The sequence below is a fragment of the Microvirga rosea genome, assembly GCF_020595095.1.
Taxonomy (GTDB): Bacteria; Pseudomonadota; Alphaproteobacteria; order Rhizobiales; family Beijerinckiaceae; genus Microvirga; species Microvirga rosea.
The window spans coordinates 106,621-128,426 of the sequence record NZ_JAJDOP010000003.1; the positions used below are offsets into that span (position 1 = coordinate 106,621).

General features: G+C 61.5%; 17 protein-coding genes. 12 read left to right on the forward strand and 5 right to left on the reverse strand.

From position 1 onward, the window contains the following. Window positions 1-229: 229 nt before the first annotated feature. The gene (locus LJD17_RS08550; RefSeq protein WP_227383762.1) at window positions 230-1,312 is read left to right on the forward strand and encodes an AraC family transcriptional regulator; all 1,083 of its coding nucleotides are present in this window, start codon (window positions 230-232) and stop codon (window positions 1,310-1,312) included. A 64-nt stretch (window positions 1,313-1,376) separates the two neighbouring features. Here LJD17_RS08550 and LJD17_RS08555 read toward each other — a convergent pair whose 3' ends face one another. After that, a complete protein-coding gene (locus tag LJD17_RS08555; RefSeq protein ID WP_227383763.1) occupies window positions 1,377-1,547 on the reverse strand; it encodes a hypothetical protein in 171 nt (56 codons plus the stop codon). Window positions 1,548-1,857: 310 nt separating this feature from the next. Between LJD17_RS08555 and LJD17_RS08560 the strand changes: the two genes are divergently transcribed. The 8 genes from LJD17_RS08560 (at window position 1,858) to LJD17_RS08595 (ending at window position 9,282) form a co-directional block, all read left to right on the forward strand. Then, on the forward strand, window positions 1,858-3,777 hold the full coding sequence (locus LJD17_RS08560) for a mechanosensitive ion channel family protein (protein WP_227383764.1): 1,920 nt from the start codon (window positions 1,858-1,860) through the stop codon (window positions 3,775-3,777). A gap of 116 nt (window positions 3,778-3,893) precedes the next feature. Beyond that, window positions 3,894-4,373, forward strand: coding sequence for a helix-turn-helix domain-containing protein (locus LJD17_RS24015; RefSeq protein WP_319799687.1), 480 nt, complete (start codon window positions 3,894-3,896; stop codon window positions 4,371-4,373). A 195-nt stretch (window positions 4,374-4,568) separates the two neighbouring features. Then, window positions 4,569-5,549 carry a phosphate acetyltransferase gene (locus LJD17_RS08570; protein WP_227383765.1) on the forward strand — a complete coding sequence of 327 codons (981 nt, stop codon included), beginning with the start codon at window positions 4,569-4,571 and terminating at the stop codon, window positions 5,547-5,549. Window positions 5,550-5,552: 3 nt separating this feature from the next. Continuing rightward, a complete protein-coding gene (locus LJD17_RS08575) occupies window positions 5,553-6,761 on the forward strand; it encodes an acetate/propionate family kinase (protein ID WP_227383766.1) in 1,209 nt (402 codons plus the stop codon). A 17-nt stretch (window positions 6,762-6,778) separates the two neighbouring features. After that, on the forward strand, window positions 6,779-7,291 hold the full coding sequence (locus LJD17_RS08580) for a hypothetical protein (RefSeq protein WP_227383767.1): 513 nt from the start codon (window positions 6,779-6,781) through the stop codon (window positions 7,289-7,291). Window positions 7,292-7,313: 22 nt separating this feature from the next. Beyond that, on the forward strand, window positions 7,314-7,544 hold the full coding sequence (locus tag LJD17_RS08585) for a hypothetical protein (RefSeq protein WP_227383768.1): 231 nt from the start codon (window positions 7,314-7,316) through the stop codon (window positions 7,542-7,544). Window positions 7,545-7,571: 27 nt separating this feature from the next. Beyond that, the gene (locus LJD17_RS08590; protein WP_227383769.1) at window positions 7,572-8,054 is read left to right on the forward strand and encodes a hypothetical protein; all 483 of its coding nucleotides are present in this window, start codon (window positions 7,572-7,574) and stop codon (window positions 8,052-8,054) included. Next, on the forward strand, window positions 8,047-9,282 hold the full coding sequence (locus tag LJD17_RS08595) for an HlyD family secretion protein (protein WP_227383770.1): 1,236 nt from the start codon (window positions 8,047-8,049) through the stop codon (window positions 9,280-9,282). Before LJD17_RS08590 ends, LJD17_RS08595 begins: the two co-directional genes overlap by 8 nt. Before the next feature lie 883 nt (window positions 9,283-10,165). Here the strand turns inward: LJD17_RS08595 and LJD17_RS08605 are convergent. The 3 genes from LJD17_RS08605 to pflB are packed head-to-tail and all read right to left on the reverse strand — an operon-like array spanning window position 10,166 to window position 14,882. Beyond that, window positions 10,166-11,734 carry an aspartate:alanine exchanger family transporter gene (locus LJD17_RS08605; RefSeq protein WP_227383771.1) on the reverse strand — a complete coding sequence of 523 codons (1,569 nt, stop codon included), beginning with the start codon at window positions 11,732-11,734 and terminating at the stop codon, window positions 10,166-10,168. A 9-nt stretch (window positions 11,735-11,743) separates the two neighbouring features. Beyond that, window positions 11,744-12,583, reverse strand: coding sequence for a pyruvate formate-lyase-activating protein (pflA, locus tag LJD17_RS08610; protein ID WP_227383772.1), 840 nt, complete (start codon window positions 12,581-12,583; stop codon window positions 11,744-11,746). Beyond that, window positions 12,570-14,882: a formate C-acetyltransferase gene (pflB, locus tag LJD17_RS08615; RefSeq protein WP_227383773.1), complete on the reverse strand. Its 2,313-nt coding sequence runs from the start codon at window positions 14,880-14,882 to the stop codon at window positions 12,570-12,572. Before pflB ends, pflA begins: the two co-directional genes overlap by 14 nt. A 392-nt stretch (window positions 14,883-15,274) precedes the next feature. Between pflB and LJD17_RS08620 the strand changes: the two genes are divergently transcribed. Then, window positions 15,275-16,918 (forward strand): L-serine ammonia-lyase, encoded by a 1,644-nt coding sequence (locus LJD17_RS08620; protein WP_227383774.1) that lies wholly within the window; start codon window positions 15,275-15,277, stop codon window positions 16,916-16,918. Window positions 16,919-16,958: 40 nt separating this feature from the next. On the opposite strand, the gene LJD17_RS08625 is transcribed toward LJD17_RS08620, so the two are convergent. Then, window positions 16,959-18,497 (reverse strand): MFS transporter, encoded by a 1,539-nt coding sequence (locus tag LJD17_RS08625; RefSeq protein ID WP_227383775.1) that lies wholly within the window; start codon window positions 18,495-18,497, stop codon window positions 16,959-16,961. Window positions 18,498-19,991: 1,494 nt separating this feature from the next. Between LJD17_RS08625 and LJD17_RS08630 the strand changes: the two genes are divergently transcribed. Further along, the gene (locus tag LJD17_RS08630; RefSeq protein ID WP_227383776.1) at window positions 19,992-20,240 is read left to right on the forward strand and encodes a hypothetical protein; all 249 of its coding nucleotides are present in this window, start codon (window positions 19,992-19,994) and stop codon (window positions 20,238-20,240) included. Between the two features lie 289 nt (window positions 20,241-20,529). Continuing rightward, a complete protein-coding gene (locus LJD17_RS08635; protein ID WP_227383777.1) occupies window positions 20,530-21,771 on the forward strand; it encodes an AIPR family protein in 1,242 nt (413 codons plus the stop codon). Window positions 21,772-21,806: the final 35 nt, after the last annotated feature.

Here is a 21,806-nt window from a genome sequence, read left to right on the forward strand (position 1 = left end):
CGAGATTGTGGCGATCGCGGCGGCATTACCAATTTGTGAGCACAAAGCTTGGCCGGGAGAACGGCTGGACCGTATCGACTAAGAGAAAAAGGAGTAGGTTTGTTCCTCAAGCTTGGGTCAAAGCTGGATTTAACTATGTTAATCTGATGTAAATCAAAGCGAGCGCGTCCGGCTACGTCAGCCTCATAGTCGTGCGATCGCTCTCGGCATGACGCGAGGGGTGACGACGATGAAGGACATTGTGCTTTCGTCCACGGCCGCCGAGGAACATGATCCTTTCTCGACTCAGCGATCCGGCCGGACGCTTCCTCCTGGCTACATACACTTGGGGGTGGTCAAGGAGATTGCCCCGATCCTGCGGGAATTCGGCATCGATCCGGAGCCGATCATACGCGAGGCTGGGCTCGACCCGCGCCTTTTCGACGACGGCGCGAACGTGATCCCACATGCCTCATTGGGGCATTTGCTCACCCTATGCGTGGCTCGCACTCAGTGCCCTCATTTTGGCCTGCTGGTGGGCCAGCGAGCCACGATCCTGTCACTGGGCATAGTCGGGCGGCTGATGCAGCACTCGGAAACGGTTGGAGACGCCTTGCGGGCTCTCGTGTCCAACCTCAGCATACAAAATCGCGGTTCCGTGCCATCTCTGACGACAATGGGCGACGTGGCCCTATTCACCTTTTCGGTCTACCAACCAGAGACGGAGAGCGTCGACCAGATCACGGACGGATCCCTGGCGGTGGCCGTTAATGCCCTTCGAGCGGTGTGCGGACACGAATGGAATCCGGTGGAGGTCCTGTTGCCGCGTGTGGCGCCTGCGGATTCCGAGCCCTTCCGCCGCCATTTCAGGGCTTCTGTTCGGTTCAATCAGGAGGTTGCGACCTTGGTCTTTGCGTCCCGCGACCTGGAGCGCAAGGTGGCCGGGGCTGATCCTCTGCTACGGGCCGTGCTAGAGGAGCGGATCAAGGGAATGAAGGGACCTACGGCTTCCGCTTTCGCGGATGACATCCGACGGCTGCTACGTGCTCGGATGACGAGCAATCGGTGCTCGGCGGAGGACGTGGCCGACCTGCTAGAGATGCATCGCCGCACGCTGAGCCGTCGCCTCAAGGGCAACGGAGTAGGATACCGGTCCATCACCAGCGAGATCCGGTTTGAGATCGCCCGTCAACTGTTGGAGGATACCGAGGTGCCGCTTGCCGAGATCGCGGCCGCGCTCGGTTACTCAGAGGCCAGCGCGTTCACTCGGGCGTTTCGGCGCTGGTCCGGCCGCACTCCCACGGCTTGGCGGATAGACGGCCGTCAAGGCTGACGCGACGACGGCCCAAACTGTCAAAGGAATGTCACAGCTGGTCAAGCGCGCCCCTTGGGCGTGGCTAAAGTGATCCGACTGGCTGTTCCCGGTCGGCCGAGCGTGGGTACTCCTCCTCACTCCGGGAAGCCAGGGAGGATGACAGCATGAACCGATGGATCCGTTCGCGTCCAAACGCGGCGTCGGCGATATCGGCGCTGGCTATTCCCGCCAGCACGACCATCGAGAATATCATCGTGTGTATCGTGGGGTTCGCAGAAAGCGCAGCCAGGTCCCACCGTCATGCCACGCCCCGGTCCCGGCAGGCCACAAACGCCCACACCCAGATCGTCTATCGCTGTCACTAGGCAGCGGAACCGGAGCAGATCATGAGAGTGGCAAGTTTCCGTCCGTTGGCCGGGGCCATGTGGTGCTTGGTGTTCCTGGCTGTAATCCAGATCGAAGCCAATCCCGCTCGCGCGCAAACTGCGGCCGCTCCCGCAGTGACACAGGGTGAGGAGGCGGCCCCGCTACAGGACATCCACTCTGAGATTCTGGCTGCCCGTGTGGAGGCGATCCGGGCGCATCTTGCTGCCTTGGGTGCGGCGGTGCCTCGTCTTTCGCAGGAGGTCAGCGGGGCTGCCGACTTGCTTTCTCAGGAACTCCGGGGCCGATCGCTGTTGGATATCATTCTCCTCATGCTTGGCTCCCTCAGCCTCGGCGCAGGGGCAGAGTGGTTTTTTAGGAGGGCCACGGCCACCGCGCGCCAGCGGGCCGTCTCACGCATGGTGAGCACAGCAGGGGAACGTGCGCGCGCAGTCGGCTCGCGCTTGGCCTTCGGTCTGGCCGATCTGTCAATTTTCGGATTGGGAAGCATCGCCGCGTTCCTTATCCTTGACTGGCCGCCGCTGCTGAGGCGTACCGTTCTCGCCTATCTGTTTGCGGTCCTCCTGCTTCGGGTCGCTCTCCTAGGAGGCCGGATCCTGCTCGCGCCCCGGTCCGCGGCCCACTCCGATCCTGAAGCTCTTCGCGTCATTCCCATGACCGACGAGGCGGCGCGGTTCTGGTATCACCGCCTGCTGCTGTTCGCCGGCTGGTTTGTTTTCGGCTGGGCCACCGTAGAGCTCCTGCGAACCCTTGGGTTCTCGCCGGATGGACGCCGGCTTGTGGCCTACGCGCTGGGAATCGGCCTCTTGGCTATCGCGATAGGGACCGTTTGGACATGGGCTGATCAGCCTTCGGCTGTCGCAACCGAAACGGAAAATCGTCCTCGGCACTATGCCCTTAGAATGTGGTTGCTGTCCCTCGGCTTGCTTGTGCTGTGGGGGCTGTGGGTTGCAAGCTTGATGGGGCTGTTCTGGCTGCTGGTCGTCGCGCTCATTTTGCCGCAAGCAATCAAGATTACGAAGCGGTCCGCCCGTCACCTGCTGCGACCTCCGGAGGGTGCAGAGGCTTCCCACAACCATGAGCTTGCTGCCGTTTACCTGGACCGGGGCGTGCGCGCGCTTCTCCTGGTTGGCGCTGCCTTGTTCCTCGCTTGGGTGTGGGGGATCGACCCGAGCGAAATGACGACCCGCGATACGGTCGCGACGCGACTTGTGCGAGGTGTTCTGAGCAGCGTGGTGATCCTGCTGGTGGCAGATTTCATCTGGCAGGTCGTGAAGACGCAGGTTGATCGACGCCTTGCGGCCACTCAGGTCACCGGCTTGCCGGGTAGTGCTGAGGCATTACGACAAGCACGGCTTCGGACACTGCTACCGATGCTGCGGATGGCCGTATTCATCGTGCTGGCTACCGTGGCCGTTCTCATGGCGCTCTCATCATTGGGAGTGGAGATCGGCCCTCTGATCGCTGGCGCGGGTATTTTCGGCGTCGCAGTAGGGTTTGGATCGCAGACGCTGGTGAAAGACGTCATCAGTGGGATCTTCTACCTGCTCGACGACGCCTTCCGGGTGGGCGAGTACGTCCAAAGCGGCAGTTATAAAGGGACCGTGGAGTCGCTTGGATTCCGCTCCGTCAAGTTACGACACCATCGTGGCCCGATCTTCACTGTTCCATATGGACAGCTCGGGGCAGTGGAGAACATGAGCCGCGACTGGGTCATCGACAAGGTGACTATCAATGTCACCTACGACACCGATCTCGACAAAGCAAAGAAAGTCATCAAGCAGGTTGGCAAGGAACTAGCTGCGGATCCGGAGTTCGCCCCTAACATTATCGAGCCCCTGAAAATGCAGGGCGTCGAGCAATTCGGCGAATTCGCCATCCAGTTGCGAATGAAGATGACGACGCGTCCTGGCGAGCAGTTCGTCATCCGTCGCAAGGCGTTCGCGATGCTCAAAACGGCCTTCGACGAGAACGGTATCCGGTTTGCGTTTCCCACTGTGCAAGTGGCTGGCCGTGATGAGGCTGAGCCAGCCGCCGCACGTCAAGTTCTTACCCTCGTCAAGGGAAAGCAGTCCGAAGAGGGTGTCCAGCCAGGATAGCAGCCGTTGGTTTGGTGTTATCCCGGAGAGGTATCGAGGGACCAAGCACCCGGATCCGGGAGTGCTTTGCTGTGGTGGGTCGGCAACCGGCCGGTGACACGACGAAGGAGGGTGCGGTGGAGACGTCATTCGCCGACAAAATAGACGGCCTGAGGGTACCTCAAGCATCCGACGCACTCCTTGAGGATCTTCGCAGGGTACTTCGGATCGAGCTGCTCCGGGACGCCTGCTCGGCCGCCCGGATTGCGCACCTTTTCTCAATGCATCGCCGCACCATGAACCGATACCTGCGTACTCGGGGGCTAGCGTTCCGGCAGGTGGCTAACGAAGTACGCTTCGAGATCGCGTGCGAATTGCTGGAGAACACGGATATGGCGCTGGGTCAGATCGCGGCGGCGCTGAGATACTCCGAGCCGAGCGCCTTCACGCGTGCTTTCCGGCGCTGGTCTGGAAGAACTCCATCTGAATGGCGCGCTGGCCATCCCAGGGTTCCGAGATCCAAGCGCTCCCGGAAATTACTCCGCCCGGATCCCGTGCCGGTTTCCGACCGGATAAGCCGAGATAAGTCACAAGACAAAGCTCCTGGATCCCGATGATCATATTGCTTGCGTGCTGGACGGCAGTCCCAAACTGTCAATGCAATGGCCCAAGGGGTCAAGCAGCCTGGAAGGGAAGGGACATACTCGCTTGGATCAACTGGCCGGGCGGTCACATACACGGGCTTGAGCCCCAAAACAGTAAGTTCCTCGGCACATCTGTCTTAAGCTGCGACAGCACAGGGGAAGACCATCATGACGGCTGCGGTTCCTGTCCATGACATGTCTCAGCAGACCCTGCGACGGCATGACAAGTACGACCGGCTGATCGCGGCGGCCCAGTCCCTTCCAAAGCTGAAGGTGGCCGTGGCGCATCCGTGCGATTCAGCCTCGCTGTCCGCGGTGTTCGAGGCGATCGGACTGGGCCTGATCGAGCCGATTCTCGTGGGGCCTCAGAGCAAGATAGAGGCCGCCGCAGAGGCGCTCGGTCAGGATGTTGCTCAGGTCCGGATCGTCGACGCGCCGCACAGCCACGCTGCGGCCGATGAAGCCGTCAATCTTGTGCGAGCGGGTCAAGCCGAGGCGCTGATGAAGGGCAGCCTGCACACGGACGAACTCATGGGCGCCATTGTTCGTCGCGAGGGGGGACTGCGCACCGCCCGCCGGATCAGCCACTGCTTCGTCATGGACGTTCCGACCCATGAGACTGCCCTGATCATCACCGATGCCGCAGTCAACATCGCACCGACGCTCGAGGATAAGGTCCATATCGTTCAGAACGCCATCGACCTTGCTTGCGCGCTGGGGGTCGATCTTGTTCGGGTTGCGATCCTGTCCGCGATGGAGACCGTCAATCCGAAGGTCCCCTCGACCATCGAAGCCGCGGCTTTGTGCAAGATGGCCGACCGAGGGCAGATCACAGGGGGGATCCTGGACGGACCGCTTGCGCTCGACAACGCCATCGATCTCGGGGCCGCCACGATCAAGAGGATCCAATCCCCGGTGGCCGGACAGGCCAACGTCCTTGTGGTTCCGGACCTTGAAGCCGGCAACATGCTTGCCAAGAGTCTGACCTTTTTGGCCAACGCGGACGCCGCGGGCATCGTGCTGGGGGCTCGTGTACCTGTCATCCTGACGAGCCGGGCAGACTCGACAATCACACGCCTTGCTTCCTGCGCAGTCGCCTCGCTGGTTGCCGATGCGCAGCGCAAACAGCTCGCCCTTGCGGAGGTCTGAGCCATGATCCCCGTCCTGATCGTCCTCAACGCGGGGTCATCAAGCCTCAAGTTCCAGGTCTTCGACATGCCGGACGGAGCAGAGCCGGAGCTAGTCTGGAAAGGCCTCTATGAAGGTCTGGGGGGATCCGCGCATTTCATCGTCAAGGATGCGAGCGGAGCCCCGCTTGACGAGATGACCTGGAGCTCCGGCGACCCGATTGGACACGAGGAGGCGCTGATGCACCTTGTGTCGTGGTTGAGCCGGTTTCGGGAGGAACGCAGGCCCATCGCCATCGGGCATCGGGTGGTTCATGGTGGCGACGCCTTCTCCAAGCCGGTTCTGGTCGACGACGGCGTCATTCAAAGGCTTGAGGCGCTGGTGCCGCTTGCTCCCCTGCACCAGCCCCACAACCTGGAACCGATCCGGATCGTGCGCCGCCGCCTGCCCGGAATGCCGCAGGTCGCCTGCTTCGATACCGCCTTTCACCAGACCCAGTCCGATATTGCCACCCTGTTCGCCTTGCCGAGCGGGATGCGCGAGCGCGGCGTGCGGCGTTACGGCTTCCATGGCCTCTCCTACGATTATATATCGTCCGTGCTCAAGGATTATGATCCGCGCCTGGCAGCCGGGCGGGTGGTCGTCGCGCATCTTGGCAACGGTGCGAGCCTGTGCGCTCTCAACGGCGGCACCAGCGTCGCGACCACGATGGGTTTTTCCGCTCTCGACGGCCTGCCGATGGGTACCCGGTGCGGCGCCATCGACGCCGGCATCGTCTTTTACATGCTTCGCGAGATGAAGCTCAGTCCGGAGGATGCGGAGCGCATGCTTTACACCAAGTCCGGCCTCCTCGGTGTGTCCGGAATCTCGAATGACATGCGAATCTTGCGATCTAAGGCGAAAGGAGATGTGAACGCCAAGCGCGCCATTGACCTGTTCGTGTATCGCATCGGTCGTGAGATCGGATCGTTGGTAGCGGCACTCGGTGGGATCGACGGTCTCGTCTTCACGGCCGGCATCGGCGAGAACGATGTGGCCACCCGCGCGGAGGTGATGACTGGCCTGCCATGGGCAGGCTTCAACCTTCACGAGGCCGCCAACAGCGCAGGCGGCCCTCAGATCGCATTCGGGCCTGGACCTACTGCGTGGGTCATTCCGACCAACGAGGAACTGGTGATCGCCCGGCAGACACGGAGCGTGCTCGATGCCGGGCAGGCTCGGCTCGCGTCCTGAATAGGGAGACTGAAGTCATGGAAACACTGAACACAAAGCCCGAAGACGGCAAGGTCAAGCACGAACTTGCTGACGAAACGTTCATGTCGGCTGCCGATCTGCGAAACTACATGGCCGAGATGCAAATGGCGAAGGCTTCAAAGTCGCTCGAGGGCATGGACCGGGCTGAGAAGGCACGTGAGAGCCTGATTAGACGGATGTCCGAGCCGCTTGAGCTCACGCCTGAGCAGTTGAGAGACATTCTCGTGCCGCTGAAGGCAAAGCTGCGGGCGGCGGCGGAACGCGGCCAGACCGAGCTCATGGTCATGCGCTTTCCCAATGCCATCTGTACGGACCATGGTCGGGCCATCAACAATGCAGACCCGACATGGCCGGACACGCTGACCGGGCGCCCACGTCAGGCTTATGAACTCTGGCGTGATCAGCTTCGAGACGCCGGATTTAAATTGAATGCCATGATCATCGAATGGCCGGGCGGTATGCCCGGTGACGTCGGCTTCTTCCTCAGGTGGAGTGAAACCAAGCGATAACCTCGATCAGTCGGGTGGTACCATGCAGCCGAGCGACCAGACGAACGGGTTCAATATGGTTAAACCGCAAGCTCGGTTGCGCGAATTCATCCCCATAGAGATGACGATCGCGCGGGAGGTGCAGCGCTACCTCGATGACATGCGTCTCGCTGCGGCATACCTGTCGGTTACCTTTCGCGTGACGGCTAACCTGGACGACCTGTGTCGACAGCGGCCTCAGCATCATTACAAGGATGTGCTCAGTGTGGAATGAAGAACGGAAATCTGCAGGAGAGCATGCATGACATCTTCGCTGAATCCCGTGGCGCCGCACCACCTTCCGATGTTCATCACCGCGCCCGGTGAGACCGATGTCCTAATGGTCGTTATGGCGTTGGTGCTCGTGCTGGCGGTGTTGGGTGTCGGTATCCTGTTTCTCCGCCTGCACACGATGCCCGAGCGCATGGCTCACAAATCACAGAAGATCCAGTTCGAGATCGTTGCGGTATTGGGCTTACTCGCGCTCTTCACCCACATGCACATCTTCTGGGTGGCAGGGCTTCTGCTCGCCTTGATCGATGTGCCAGACTTCGGCAATCCGCTGCGGCGCATCGCCGGATCGCTCGAGAAGATGGCGGGGCTGAAACCCGGCGAGGGGATGGGGCAAGCACCCGACGAAGTCGGCATTTCAGAGCCGCTGCCGGAAGTGCAAAAAGAAGAAGCCGCTGTGGTTCCTCCTTCCATCACTCCATCCCGGATATCGAAGGGAAAGATCCATGCTTGAGCTTCTTCTCTGCTCGCTGCTGACCATTCTACCGGATTATCTCTACCGCCGCTACGGCCAAGGCAAACGGCTCGGCAAGGAGATCACGCTGTTCTCGGTCTGGTTCGAGTTGAGGTGGGGCATTACCGCCTGCCTAATGCTCACCATTGGGCTGATCACGGTGATCTTCTACAATCACCCCTCTACAACGAACGCAACGGCTTTTTTCCGCACCATCCCGATCCTGCCGGAGACCAACGGGCGGGTCGCGCAGGTCTATGTCGATGGCGTGAGCGGCCCGGTCAAACAAGGCGCACCGATCTTCAGGCTCGACAATTCAAAACAGGAGGCAGCAGTGGAGACGGCCCGCCGCAAGATCGTCGAGAGCGAAGCGGCGATGACGGTTGCACAAGCGGACATCGTGGGTGCGGAAGGGCGGATCATCGAGGCGAAGAGTGCCTACCAGCAGGCAGTGGACGAACTGGAGACCAAGCAAGAGATCTACAGGCGCAATCCCGGCGCCGTTGCCACGCGAGACATCGAGAAGCTCCAAGTCGCCGTTCAGGGGCGTCAGGGCAGTATCAATGCCGCCATGGCCGCAAAGGCGCAGGCGGAAGCACGCCTCTCTATTCTTTTGCCCGCCGAGAAGGCCAGTGCAGAGGCTGAAATGGCGCAAGCGCAGGTGGAGCTCGACAAGACCGTTGTAAAAGCGGGTATCGATGGCCGGGTGGAGCAGTTCACCTTGCGTGTGGGCGATATCGTCAACCCGCTCATGCGTCCGGCCGGCGTGCTGATCCCGGATGGTGCCGGAAGGGGACGACTGCAAGCCGGGTTCGCGCAGGTCGAGGCACAGGTGATGAAGATTGGAATGGCGGCCGAGGTGACGTGCGCATCAAAACCATGGACGGTGATCCCGATGGTGGTGACAGGAGTGCAGGATTTCATCGCCGCCGGCCAGATCCGAAGCGGCGAGCAGCTGATCGACCCGCAGCAGGTGGCCCGGCCGGGTACAATCCTGGTTTTCATGGAGCCGCTCTACGAGGGTGGGCTCGACGGGGTCACTCCGGGTAGCAGTTGCATTGCCAACGCGTACTCCAGCAACCATGATTTGATCGCCTCGGGTCAGGTTGGCAATCTCAAGGGGATCATCCTTCATGGAGTGGACGCTGTCGGGCTCGTGCATGCCATGATCCTGCGCATCCAGGCGCTGATGTATCCCATACAGACCTTGGTGCTGGGGGCGCATTGAAAGAGCTGCCGCAACCAATGGGACGAGATGAATCGACACAGTCAGCAGCTGTCAGGGAACGGGCACGGATTCTTTCGCATTATCGGTCGAACGACGGTGCATAACCGCTCGACATGAGACCTTGGCGCTTCCGATCAGGCTTTCGGGCGGGATGTAGACGCCATCTTCACCGCGAACACTGCCGGTATTCGGTTCCGACAGTATCCTGGTCGTTGAAATAGCGTCTGAGCGAACCTCCTGGCTGTGGCGCCATGAGCACTCGCACCTGCTCGCTAGCAACGGCGTTGGCGCAGCTGAGAAGGAGCAACTGCCGGTCTCCACTAGGCTGGACCGATTTTATGCGGCACGAGGCTTGGGGTGTTCTCAGGCGGTTGCCGGAGATGACGAATGCGGGCGCAAAGATGTTGATCGGTCGCTTGAACGATGTGCCCGACCCTGCTGTTGAGTAGATTTCGGCGCAGTCGGGGCCTCCGGCAAGCCAAGCGCCTTGGTAGGGTGTGAGGCTTGCCTGCGCGATCGCTTCTTCCATTCCTGTGGGTGGCACCAGTATTAGACCAAGAGCAGCGGTTCCGATGAATCGCGCAATCCGCATCGTATCCTCCCCAGGGACGTTGCGCTTGACCTGATCACGCCGTCATCGGAGATCGTTAGCGCCGATGATGGCACTCTAGGTCAGTGAGAGTACGACGCTTGACCGGATGGGACATCGCCTTGACAGTTTTACCCATCGAACTCGGCGCAGGTCTGGACATCCTCTATCGCGCTGCAGCTTTGTCCGGCGGATCGGCTGCCTGTGCCCGGCCGGTGACAATCGCCGCGCATCCAAGCAGAGTTCAGACAGACTCCATGGTGCAAGCGTCATGGAGAGGCCTAGCGGCGTCGTTCAGCTCAGAAGAACCTGAACGGCGATGATTTTGACGATGGTCATGCTCGGAAAGCAGATCGCATAGCCGATATCCGTTCGCTCGGTCGGAGCCAAGCGCCCTGCGGCAACGACAATCGCGGGATTGCCCGTCGAGCCGGCGCAGACCCCAAGCAGATCATCGAAGGGGATGCGCAACAGATATCCTGCGACCAGCACAATCAGCACCAGGGTGAACAGCACAGCGGCACCCCCAAGCAGGATCTGGATGCCGTTGGTGGCCACAGTCTGGACGAAGGGGGTGCCCGCGCCGATGGCGACGGAGCCTATGAACACCGACAGGCCGAGATTGCGCAGAACCAGATTGGCGACCACGGGAATCTTCCAGCCGAGCGGACCGGTACGTCCAAGCCAGCCAAGGACAAGCGCCATCATGAGCGGTCCGCCTGCAACACCAAGGCTGAAGGTGCCACCGCCCGGTAAGGGAACCGGGATCATTCCGAGCAGGAGACCCAGTGCAATTCCCACGCCTATGGAAACGAACGAGAGTTCGGCGTTGCCCTTGATGCTGTCGCCGAAGTGCCGTTGAACGTCGGCCTTTCGATCCGAGGGTACAGCCGCCACGAGCACGTCGCCAAACTCGATTGTGAGATCGGACGATGCGACGAGGTCGGCGTCGCCGCGGCGGATGTGCGAAATCAGAACAGGAAAGTCGGGAAGCGGGAGTTCGCCGATAGTTCTGCCGACGAAGGTTCCTTTTGAAACGTACACGCGAACCGCGTCGTAATTGGCACGGTCGCGGCTTATGCGGCCCGGGTCCTCACGCCCCATGACCGCCTTTGCCTGTTCGATGCTTGTAGGACTGCCGACCAGCAGCAATCCATCTCCTTCATGGAGCCTCATTTCGGGAACAGGTGGCGCGTTGACATGATGCTGGCGGACGGCGACGATCTTGGTGTCGGATGGCAGAATCGCGGAAAGATCTGCGACCGTCCGGTTCTCGCATTTGGTCTCAAGGGTCAGTTCGGCGATCCGAACATTCTGCGATGGCGCCTTGAAGGTCGGCTTGACCCAAGCAGTCATGATGGTCATCAGGACAATCGGCCCGACAACCCCGAAGGGATAGGAGACTGAGTAGCCGATTGCCGGGTCCTGATTTCCTGCTGCCACCAAGGCGGCCTGGAGGGTCGGCGTGCTCGTGCCCGAGCCTGCGAACAATCCGGCCGCCGTGGCCAGCGAAATGCCGAGCGGTTGGGCAAGCGACACTGCCACGAGGAGCGAGGCGATCACAGCAACCGCGGCGAGGGCGATGTACTTAAGGCCGGGTCCCTTCAGGCTTGTGAAGAACTGCGGCCCGTACTGGATACCGACGCCGTAGACGAACATGACCAGTCCTAACGTCCCGACCAATCCAGGGGGCGCTGCCTTGGGTGCGATGGCTCCGATGAGAAGACCGGTAAACAAAACAGCGCCTGCGCCGAACGAGACGCCTGCAATCGAGATCTGTCCAATCGCATAGCCGGTGGCAATGGCGAGAAACAGCGCCAGCAAGGGAGACGATTCAAGCAATGTACGAACCATGTCGAGCATTGGATTCCCTCATCTTGCGCGGCAGCCGGCTTCCCGAAACTGCCCGATCACCCGCGCCACCATGTCGGAGGATGGGCTGGGGGTATCTGACAGTTGGTAGTCGAGGCCCATCGCCTTCCACTTGAACGTGCCCATCTGATGGAACGGGAGAACTTCGACCCATTCCACGTTTTTCATAGGTGCGACGAAACGTGCGATGCCCTCAACATTGGAGGGATCGTCGGTCAGGCCGGGGACCAGCACAAACCGCACCCAGACCGGTTTGTCGAGAGCCGCCAACCGTTCAGCAAATTGAAGGCTCGGCGCTACTTCCTGGCCGACGGCCCGGCGGTAGGTCGCCGGATCCCAGGATTTGATGTCGAGCAGCACGAGGTCGACCTGGCGCAGATACTCGTCATCCGCTCGCGCCCCGAGAAACCCGGACGTGTCCAATGCCGTGTGAAGGCCCATTTCCTTCGCTGCTGCGAAGAGTCGCTTCGTGAAGTGCACTTGGACGAGGGGTTCGCCTCCTGAGATGGTCAGACCCCCGTCCATGGCACGCAATGGCGCAGCATAGGCTTCAAGCGCAGTCCTGGCGCGTTCGAAGGGAATGCGAGTTCCGTCCTTGAGATGCCAGGTGTCTGGATTGTGGCAGTACAGGCAGCGCAACAAGCATCCGCTCATGAACACAACGACCCGGATGCCGGGCCCATCGAGAGTGGATCCGGTCTCGTACGAGTGGATCCATCCAATATCGCCTCTCGGGTCGTTAAACTCAGCCGTCTCCGGAGCGTCCGGCGATTGAGCCACCCGCAGGTCGTATCGGCTCTTGGCCCAGGGTTCGTCGGCCATGACTTCAGGAGTCCCCATGGAACGTTCGGCTGATGACGTCCATTTGCTGTTCGCGTGTGAGGCGGACGAAGTTGACCGCGTAGCCTGAAACCCGGATCGTCAACTGTGGATACTTGTCCGGGTGCTCCATCGCATCCAGCAGGGTGTCTCGGTTGAGGACATTGAGATTCATATGGAACCCGCCCTGACCGCAATAGGTATCGAGCACCTTTACCGCCTGTTTGACCTTTTCGCCCTGGTCCAGGCGATTGAGGCTCGGGGTGACCGACACGGTGTAGCTTATGCCATCCTGTGCGTCCGCATAGGGAAGCTTCGCCACCGACAGGCACGAAGCGAGCCATCCGTGGCTGTCGCGACCGTGCATCGGATTGGCGCCCGGAGCAAACGGCTCACCGGCCCTGCGACCATCCGGTGTATTACCGGTGTGTTTACCATAGACGACATTGCTTGTGATGGTCAGCACCGACTGCGTGTGAACGGCATTGCGGTAAGTCGGATGCTTCCTGATCTTGCGCATGAAGGTCGAGACCAGATCTGCCGCGATGCTGTCTACACGGTCGTCGTTGTTGCCGTATTTCGGGAAGTCGCCCGTAATCTCGAAGTCGACGATCAGTCCGTCGTCGCGTCGGACGGGTCTGACCTCGGCATGCTTGATGGCCGAAAGGCTGTCAGCCACCACAGACAGGCCGGCGATGCCGAAAGCCATCGTTCGCAGGATCTGCTGGTCGTGCAGCGCCATCTCCAGGCGCTCGTAATAGTACTTATCATGCATGTAATGAATGCAATTCATGGCGTGGACGTAGGTTCTCGCCAGCCATTCCATCATGGTGTCGAACTTCGCCATGACATCCGCGTACTCGAGCACATCACTCAGGACAGGTGACGCCGCCGGCCCAATTTGCTGGCCGCTGACTTCGTCCCGCCCGCCATTGATGGCGTAGAGCAGGCACTTGGCGAGGTTCACTCGCGCGCCGAAGAATTGCATCTGGTTGCCGATGCGCATCGCCGAGACGCAGCAGGCGATGCCGTAATCGTCCCCCCAATACGGGCGCATCAGATCGTCATTCTCATACTGGAGGGACGATGTCTCCGCGGAAACCTTGATGCAATAGCGCTTGAACGGATCCGGGAGCTGCTTTGACCAGAGCACCGTCATATTGGGCTCCGGCGCGGGACCGAGGTTGGTCAGCGTGTGCAGCATCCTGAAGCTTGTCCGCGTCACCAAAGGACGTCCGTTCAGATCCATGCCCCCGACGCATTCGGTGGCCCAATAGGGGTCGCCCGAGAACAGGGCATCGTAGTCGGGTGTTCGCAAGAAGCGGACGATGCGTAGCTTCTGAACCAACTGGTCGATGAGTTCCTGAGCGCCTCCCTCATCAAGCATGCCGTTCTTCATGTCGCGCTCGATATAGATGTCGAGGAAGGACGAGATGCGGCCGATAGACATGGCTGCACCGTTGGCCTCCTTGATGGCTCCGAGATAACCGAAATAGGTCCATTGCACGGCTTCGCGCGCGTTGTTGGCGGGACGCGTGATGTCGAACCCGTAGTTTCCAGCCATCACCGCCAGGTCAGCCAGCGCCCGCATCTGCTCCGCCAGTTCCTCACGCTCCCGGATGACATCGTCGGTCGGCCACTTGGCGTCGAGGAGCGCCCGCTCGGCGCGCTTTGCCGCCAGCAATTTGTCCGTACCGTATAGGGCCACTCGGCGGTAGTCGCCGATGATCCGACCGCGTCCGTAGGAGTCGGGAAGGCCCGTGATGATGTGGCTCCGTCGGCAGGCCATGATTTCGGGCGTATAGGCATCGAAGACTCCGTCATTGTGGGTCTTCCGATACTTGGTGAAGATGTCGTGCACGATGGGGTCAGGCTCGAACCCCGCGGCCATCAGCCCTGCTTCAACCATGCGCAATCCGCCATATGGCATGATCGCTCGTCGGAACGGCGCGTCGGTCTGCAACCCGACGATCACCTCGTTGTCGCGGTCGATGTAGCCGGGCTCATGGGATGTCATCGAGGAGGGCGTTTTGGCATCGACGTCGAGGACACCCTTGCGGATCTCCTCCTGGAAGTAAGGTTGCAGCTTGGCCCATACCGCTTTCGTCCGTTCGCTCGGTGCGACCAGGAACCCCTCGTCGCCGTCGTAGGACGTGACGTTGCGCTGAATGAAGTCGCGAACGTCGATGGTTTGCTGCCATCGTCCGGGCGCGAAGCCGGACCATTCGTCAGCCCGGTCCGACGCTTCAGTGACGGGAGCAGTTCCCGCATCCGATGCGGCTTTCGCGGAACTCCAGCTGGCTACGGCTTCCTCTGACATGACAGGTTCCTCCCGCCCTTGATCGTTCAGGGAAGAAACAACCTAGTCCAATCGGTGCGCAGTGCTTGACCGGCGGGGACAATCCCTTGACAGTTTGAGCTATCCGGTCACGCCGGCCTGTCACTCGGCAATCAGCTTTGGCGCCTGCGTCGCGGTCGTGACCCGTTTGGATTTGCTGCGAGCATCCAGGCAGGAAGTCTGCCAGACCCATTGCCGCGCCCCAAAGTGTCAAGAGGTTGTCCCCGTCTATCAAGCAGGGGGAGGAGACAGGGGTAAGTTCAGGTTGTGGAGAGATGAGATCGCAGGACGACGGCCTTGCTTCCACACCAGAACAGGGGCGGAACCACCTGCGATGCACACGCCGGCTCCGCCGTGGCCAGGAGGATGCGCCGATGACAAATCCGATCGTGGACGAAACCCTCGAATCCTTTCCCGACATCCCGGAAGCACCGAGCGATATGAGCCGACGGACATTCTTCGTGCGCCATGCGGCCATTGGCGCGGCGGCGGTGATGACAGGCACCACGTGGTCTCCGGAGGTTCGCGCGCAGCAGGCCGCGACGGAGGCTGCGGCGCAGCAGAAAGCGAAGGCCGCTGCAGGAGGCGAAGCCGGTCTCAAGATGAGTTCGGCCCTGTCGCCCGATCTCGATGTCGTCAAGGCGTCGAAGGGCCCGGTCATGACCGTTGCGGACGAGTTCTACAAGGTCGGCCCCGGCCCCTCGAGTTCGCACACCATCGGGCCGATGCGCATCACCTATGATTTCTACCAACGCTGCGCGAAGCTGCCTGCGGAGCAGTTGGCCCAGGCGACGGGTTTGAAGGTCCACCTCTTCGGCAGCCTCAGCGCGACGGGGAAGGGCCACGGCACGGAACGCGCCGCTCTCGCCGGCCTTGTCGGCAAGGAGCCGGCGACGGTGGATCCGCGGTTTCTCGACGAGATGATCGCAAAGCCGGAGCAGACCTATCCGGTTAAGCTGGGCAACAAGACGTTCAATCTCTCGCTTGCCGATATCGTGTACGATGCACCGAAGGGTGATTTCCCGCATCCCAACACCATGACGGCCCGCCTCATGTCCGGTGACAAGGTCCTTTATGAGCAGGAATACTATTCCGTCGGCGGTGGGTTCATCGAATGGAAGGGCTATGAACCTCCCAAGAAGGGGAGCCCGAAATATCCCTACGCGACGATGAAGGAGCTTCGTCAGCACGCGGAGAGCAACAACCTTTCGATTGCCGATGTGGTGATGGCGAACGAGATCGCGGTGTCGGGGAAGAGCGAGGAGCAGATCAACGCGTTCCTGGACAAGATCGCCAATGCGATGATCGCCACGGTCAAGACGGGCCTTTCCTACAAGGACGATGTCCTGCCTGGGCCGATCAAGCTCCATTCGAAGGCCGCCACGGTCTATGAGCGCGCCAACGACGACGCCTATATGAGCGATCGCGCGATCGGATTGGTGGCGGCCTTCGCCCTCGCGGCGTCCGAGGAGAATGCCCGCGGGCATCTCGTCATCACCGCGCCGACGGGCGGCTCGGCGGGGGTGATGCCGGCCGTGGTCTATGCGCTGACGCAGAGTCCCCGCGCGGTGCCGATGGACAAGATCCGGCAGGGACTGCTGGCCGGACTGGCCGTCGGCTATCTGTGCAAGCACAATGCGACGTTGGCCGCGGCGGAAGGCGGATGCCAGGCCGAGATCGGCGTTGCCTCCGGGATGGCCGCCGCGCTGATCACGCAGGTCCTGAACCAGCCGCCTCACGTCGTCGAGAACGCGGCGGAGTCGGCGCTCGAGCATCATCTCGGCATGACCTGCGATCCCGTCGCGGGCTATGTGCAGGTTCCCTGCATCGAGCGCTGCGCCTTCGGCGCGGTGAAGGCCTGGGCGGCCGCCATGATCGCCACCAACGAGATCGCAAGCCGCCATCGGGTCGATCTCGACACGACGATCCAGACGCTGTCCGACACCGCCAAGGACATGAATCCGAAATACAAGGAGACGAGCGAGGCTGGTCTCGCGCAGAACCTCGTCCTCTGCTGATCGCCACGCAGCGAGCGGAAGGCCCGCCGGCGCTTTGAGGCTATGCCGGCTGGCCCCCGGTCGGGGAGACCAGTGGGTCGCGGGCCCGGTCCGCCTCCGGATCGATCAGCCCGAACCCCGCCAGCGCCCCAAGGATCACGAAGGCTCCGGCGAGCAGGAGGGCATGGCGGATGCCGTCCGCCGCCCCGGGGCTGACATCGAGGATCATGCCCGTCACGGCGGGAGCGAGAGGACCGGCCAATGTCGTGATGGCGTTGACGATGCCGAGGGCGGCGCCGCGCTGTCCGACCGGCGTGACCTCGGCGACGAGGACCGGGCCGAGCACGAAGATCACGTTGCCGAGGGAGAACGCGATGATCGTGCAGGCGACCGCCGCCAGCCCGCCCGATTGCGACAGCAGGATCGTCACCAGACCGGCCGCGAGGGTGCTGGCGCAGGCTATCGACCCGCAGGCGTGCCGGCTCGCGGCGCCGAGGCGCTTCAACCCGTCCGACAGGGCCGACACGGCGGGCAGGAGCACGATCTGGCCGAGGGACACCAGCATCATGATCCAGCCCGCCTGGATCGACGTGTAGCCGAAAGCCTGCGTCAGGAAGGTCGGCAGCCAGATGACCGCAAGGGTGAGCAGCCAGTAGGCGGTGAACCCGACGATGAGGACGCCGACGATCGTCCGGCACCCGAGCAGCCGCCGATACGACAGGCGCGCGGCGGGGTCGGCTACCGCATGGGCGGTGGCGGCACTGTGGCCCGCGAGGGAGCCTTCGCGCGCCAGCGCCAGCCACGCGGCGCACCAGATCAGCCCGAGAACGCCGAGGAGGCCGAAGGCGGCCTGCCACGACCACGCGGCGATGACGGCGACGATCACGGGCGCGGCGATGCCGTTGCCCGCCAGGGCGCCGATGGCGATGACGCTGGTGGGCAGGGCCCGGCGCTCGCTGGGGAACCACTTGTACGCCGCATGGGCCGCGACCGGGTAGGCGGGTCCCTCGCCGAAGCCGAGGACGATCCGGTTCGCCACGAGGGTGGCGACCGTCGCCGACAGCATCAGGGGCAGCTGGCACAGGGACCAGACCAGCGCGAGGGCGGCCAGCACCCACTTGGCGGCGACCCGGTTCACCAGAAAGCCGCCGATCACGGCCCCGAACGAGAACAGGGTGAAGAAGCTCGTCGCGATCAGGCCGAACTGGGTGTTGCTCAGCCCCAGGTCCCGCATGATGGGACCGGCCGCGAGGCCGAGCACCGCCCGGTCCGCGAAGTTGATGAGCATGAACAGAAACAGCAATCCCACCACGAGCCATGCCTCGGCACGGTCCACGGCCGCCTTCGGGAGCAACGCCAGCAGGCGCATTCGCTTCATGGTCGGGCCACCTGTCGCTCCGTGAGTGTCCCACCAAGGCCAAGCATGCGCAAGCGGGCCCGACACGCCGCCCGCCGTTCCGCGCGCACCGCTGTCATTCCGAGCGGCCCGACGGGCCGGGCCCGGGCGGGCCGAGCGCCCCCCGTCATTCCGGGACGGCCCTGCGGGCCGGGCCCGGAACCCAGAGCCGCTGAGGTTTGTGGACGGGTGCGTGGCTGCCATGGCTCCTGATCCGAGATCGTTAGCGGCTCTGGGTTCCGGGCTCTCGCGCTGCTCGCCCCGGAATGACAGAGCACCACCGTCATTCCGGGGCGCCGCAGGCGAGCCCGGAACCCATACGCGCTGAGGGTGCTGGAAAAGAACGCACCGGCTGCCATGGCTCTTTCTCCTGCACGGTCGTGTTTATGGGTTCCGGGCTCTCGCTGATGCTCGCCCCGGAATGACGGTAGAGCGCATGACGGGCGAGCCCGTGACGGCGGGGCTCATGACAGCGGAGCGCGTCACGGCATGGGGCGGTGGCCTCCGGGCTGAGTGGCCCGGAGGGGAAGCTGATCGAGGGTGGCGCGTCGGGCAGCCCGGCTCGCGGATGATGAGAAGGGAAGAGCCGGGAGGCCTCTTCGCGCACGGTTCTTTTAGGCGAACAGGAGAGGCAAGGCTCAGGCATCGCCGCAGGCGGGATCCGTCTCGTGCGACGGGGGCCTGCGACCGATCCCGACAACCCGCCCAGCATCCTGGGCCTCCCATCCGGTGCGGCTGCGTAACCGCACGGACGGGACCGTGTCCGGTCCCGCTCTTGCGACGCCTCGCGAGTGCGCCCCTCGTCAGGACCTGATCTGCGTAACGATATAGCTCAGCTTGTCCCGTCCGTCAAGAACAAAATGAGAACAAAAGCCATTGGACGGCCCGAGCACCCGAGCCATCCGGCACGCGCCCGGGCTTGGCGCGACGGACGGCGTGCCCCCACTGTCATTCCCGCGCAGGCGGGAGCCCGGAAACACCGACGCTGCCGGATCAGAAGCCATGGCATCCGTTGCGTTCTCTTTCGTCACCCTCAGCGGTTATGGGTTCCGGGCTCGCCTGCGGCGCCCCGGAATGACGGAAGCGCAACCCCCTGTCATTCCGGGACGGCCCAGAGGGCCGGGCCCGGAACCCATAACCCCAACGATCCCGGAAAAGACGCGGTGGCTCCCGCTTTGCCCTGTTCGGCCTCGTGAGCGGCTCTGGGTTCCGGGCTCCGCTGCGCGGCCCCGGAATGACGGAGAGCGCCGCCCCTCTGTCATTCCGGATTGCCGCAAGGCAAGTCCGGAACCAAGAACCGCTGACGATGGAAGACAACCCACACCGCCCCCGCAGCTCTCGATCCACAACCCTGGTGCGGCGGCTCCCGCCCGCGCGGAGACGGCGGTGGCGGCGGCATGACACGAGAAGAGGGGCGGGGATGATTGTGGGACGCGCGGCTCGCGCCATTGACCCCGCACCGCTTCCCCGTGTTATCTCGTTGCCGGAACCGGGCGCACCCGGTTCCGGGGCGTCAGAACCCCATCAGGGCGGCGCAAGCATCCGCCGCAACGATGCCTTCCCAACCTTACGGTCGGGGAGGCGTTGCCGTATGTCCAAGGCTTCGGCCCAAAGGGCAACGCGGTCGTCCCTGACGGCTTCTGAACTCCCCGGCCACCAGCGTTGCTGGTGGTCGCTTCACATCAGGGGAGGGCCGCCATGTTCTTTCGCCGCAAACCGAAACCGCCATTGATCCACGCGTCCCAACTGGTGCGCGACGCCGTCGTGCTGGCGCATGCCTATTGGCGCGACCGGGATTACCGTCCGAGCGAAACGGATCTCGCTCTATTCCGTCAGTTGGAACAAGCCCTGTTCGTCAGCTACGCCACCATCCGCCGCATCACCATCCGCATGGAACGCCGCTTTCATGGGGAACCGGAGGTGGATGAGGGAAAGTGGTTGCGGTGATTGCTCAAAACGTACGCAGAATATCCGGAACACGGGTGTCCGGCGTTAGATTGAAATGGGTTGGGCATCGAAGCCCAAGGATGTGAATGCGGAAGATCTAGGCCTTATGTCAGTTGCCTGTAATACTCGTTAGCTCTGCTTTGTAACATCGGTTTAGTTGTGGACTGTGGCAGTGGAAGCCACTTGCTCCTGATTTTGCTTTCTGCCATGGTAGGCGTGTCGGCGAATGGACTTTCGCACGACAGCAACACCACGGTCGCCGGAGGCGGCACGTATTAGGAGCTAAATTATGACGATCTCATCGCTCGTCCTGTATTCTACCTATGCCCGTAGAATGCCTGATCCCGTTTTCAAGGGAATTGATCACTACTTTTTTTGGGTTCCCGCTCACACGCTCGTGGAAGGCGTATCGTACGGCCCCAATGCCCGCAATCCAAATACACGAAAACACGTTTACAAGACAGTCAACAACAGTCTGCTCAATATCGACTGTATCGAGAACTCATTTCACCTGAAGAACCTTGGCATTTTCATCAATGCCAAAGGTGTAAAAAAGATCAACGAAGAAGAGTATCTGATTGATCTTTCAGACTATGAGCACACGGGTGTTCTAAATGGGGGACATACGCTCGACCTGATCGTGAAGCGGATCAATGATGGCTCAATTCCTCCGACGCAGTTCGTAAAAGTTGAAGTGAGGACGGGGATACCCAATGACTGGCTATCTGAGATTGCTGGTGGACTGAATACCGCTCTTCAGGTTGAAGACATGTCTCTGGATGATCTGGCCGGAGCGTTCGATTGGATCAAAGATGCTCTTAGAAATGAGCACTATTTCAAGGTCATCGCTTGGAGCGAGAATGATCCCGGTGAGTATGACGCTAGGGATCTCGTCAGCTTGCTCACGTGCTTCCACATCGGCCTCTATCCAAATGACGGCTCCTCTCATCCGGTTGAAGCCTATGAAAAGAAATCGAAAGCTCTAGACAATTTCCGCAAGGACTTTGAGTTGAACGATAGTGAGGAGTTCCGGCGGCTCCGTCCTATTATGAAGGACATTTTCGTTCTTCATGACACTATCCAATACGAGTTTGCCATGTATCACAACAAGAATGGTGGCAAGGCAGGCAAGCTCAACATTATGGATGTAAAGGACGAGAACTCGAAAACGCTGTTCAACTATGTATTCATCGGTAAGCAGGATCGGATGCAATTGCAAACCGGCGCGCTTTACCCGTTGCTTGCAGCATTCCGTTGGATGGTCGAGGAGAAGCCGTCTGGTGAATATGGATGGCGTGGTGGCTTCAAGGCAGTTTTGAAGCGGTGGAAGGATACGGCGCCGGAGCTTGTGCGAAAGACATATGACCGGAGTCGTGAGCTCAGTGGTAACGCAAATGCGATAGGCAAAAGCCGAACGCATTGGGAGACACTCCACCAGACAGTCGCTTTTCGTGACTTGATTGCACAGGCAGCGGGTAACGCTCGTGCGCCTTCAGTAATTCAGCCTCGCCCAAAGTCGCGTAGCAAGTAGAAACCGTTGAGTCTCCGGTTGTCGGATGCGGCCGG

Bases quoted from the DNA above. Each gene is read 5' to 3' on its own strand.
- LJD17_RS08550 (WP_227383762.1), top strand. From the start codon at position 230: ATGAAGGACATTGTGCTTTCGTCCACGGCCGCCGAGGAACATGATCCT.
- LJD17_RS08555 (WP_227383763.1), bottom strand. From the start codon at position 1,547: ATGATATTCTCGATGGTCGTGCTGGCGGGAATAGCCAGCGCCGATATC.
- LJD17_RS08570 (WP_227383765.1), top strand. From the start codon at position 4,569: ATGACGGCTGCGGTTCCTGTCCATGACATGTCTCAGCAGACCCTGCGA.
- LJD17_RS08575 (WP_227383766.1), top strand. From the start codon at position 5,553: ATGATCCCCGTCCTGATCGTCCTCAACGCGGGGTCATCAAGCCTCAAG.
- LJD17_RS08580 (WP_227383767.1), top strand. From the start codon at position 6,779: ATGGAAACACTGAACACAAAGCCCGAAGACGGCAAGGTCAAGCACGAA.
- LJD17_RS08585 (WP_227383768.1), top strand. From the start codon at position 7,314: ATGCAGCCGAGCGACCAGACGAACGGGTTCAATATGGTTAAACCGCAA.
- LJD17_RS08590 (WP_227383769.1), top strand. From the start codon at position 7,572: ATGACATCTTCGCTGAATCCCGTGGCGCCGCACCACCTTCCGATGTTC.
- LJD17_RS08595 (WP_227383770.1), top strand. From the start codon at position 8,047: ATGCTTGAGCTTCTTCTCTGCTCGCTGCTGACCATTCTACCGGATTAT.
- LJD17_RS08605 (WP_227383771.1), bottom strand. From the start codon at position 11,734: ATGCTCGACATGGTTCGTACATTGCTTGAATCGTCTCCCTTGCTGGCG.
- pflA (WP_227383772.1), bottom strand. From the start codon at position 12,583: ATGGGGACTCCTGAAGTCATGGCCGACGAACCCTGGGCCAAGAGCCGA.
- pflB (WP_227383773.1), bottom strand. From the start codon at position 14,882: ATGTCAGAGGAAGCCGTAGCCAGCTGGAGTTCCGCGAAAGCCGCATCG.
- LJD17_RS08620 (WP_227383774.1), top strand. From the start codon at position 15,275: ATGACAAATCCGATCGTGGACGAAACCCTCGAATCCTTTCCCGACATC.
- LJD17_RS08625 (WP_227383775.1), bottom strand. From the start codon at position 18,497: ATGGCAGCCACGCACCCGTCCACAAACCTCAGCGGCTCTGGGTTCCGG.
- LJD17_RS08630 (WP_227383776.1), top strand. From the start codon at position 19,992: ATGTTCTTTCGCCGCAAACCGAAACCGCCATTGATCCACGCGTCCCAA.
- LJD17_RS08635 (WP_227383777.1), top strand. From the start codon at position 20,530: ATGACGATCTCATCGCTCGTCCTGTATTCTACCTATGCCCGTAGAATG.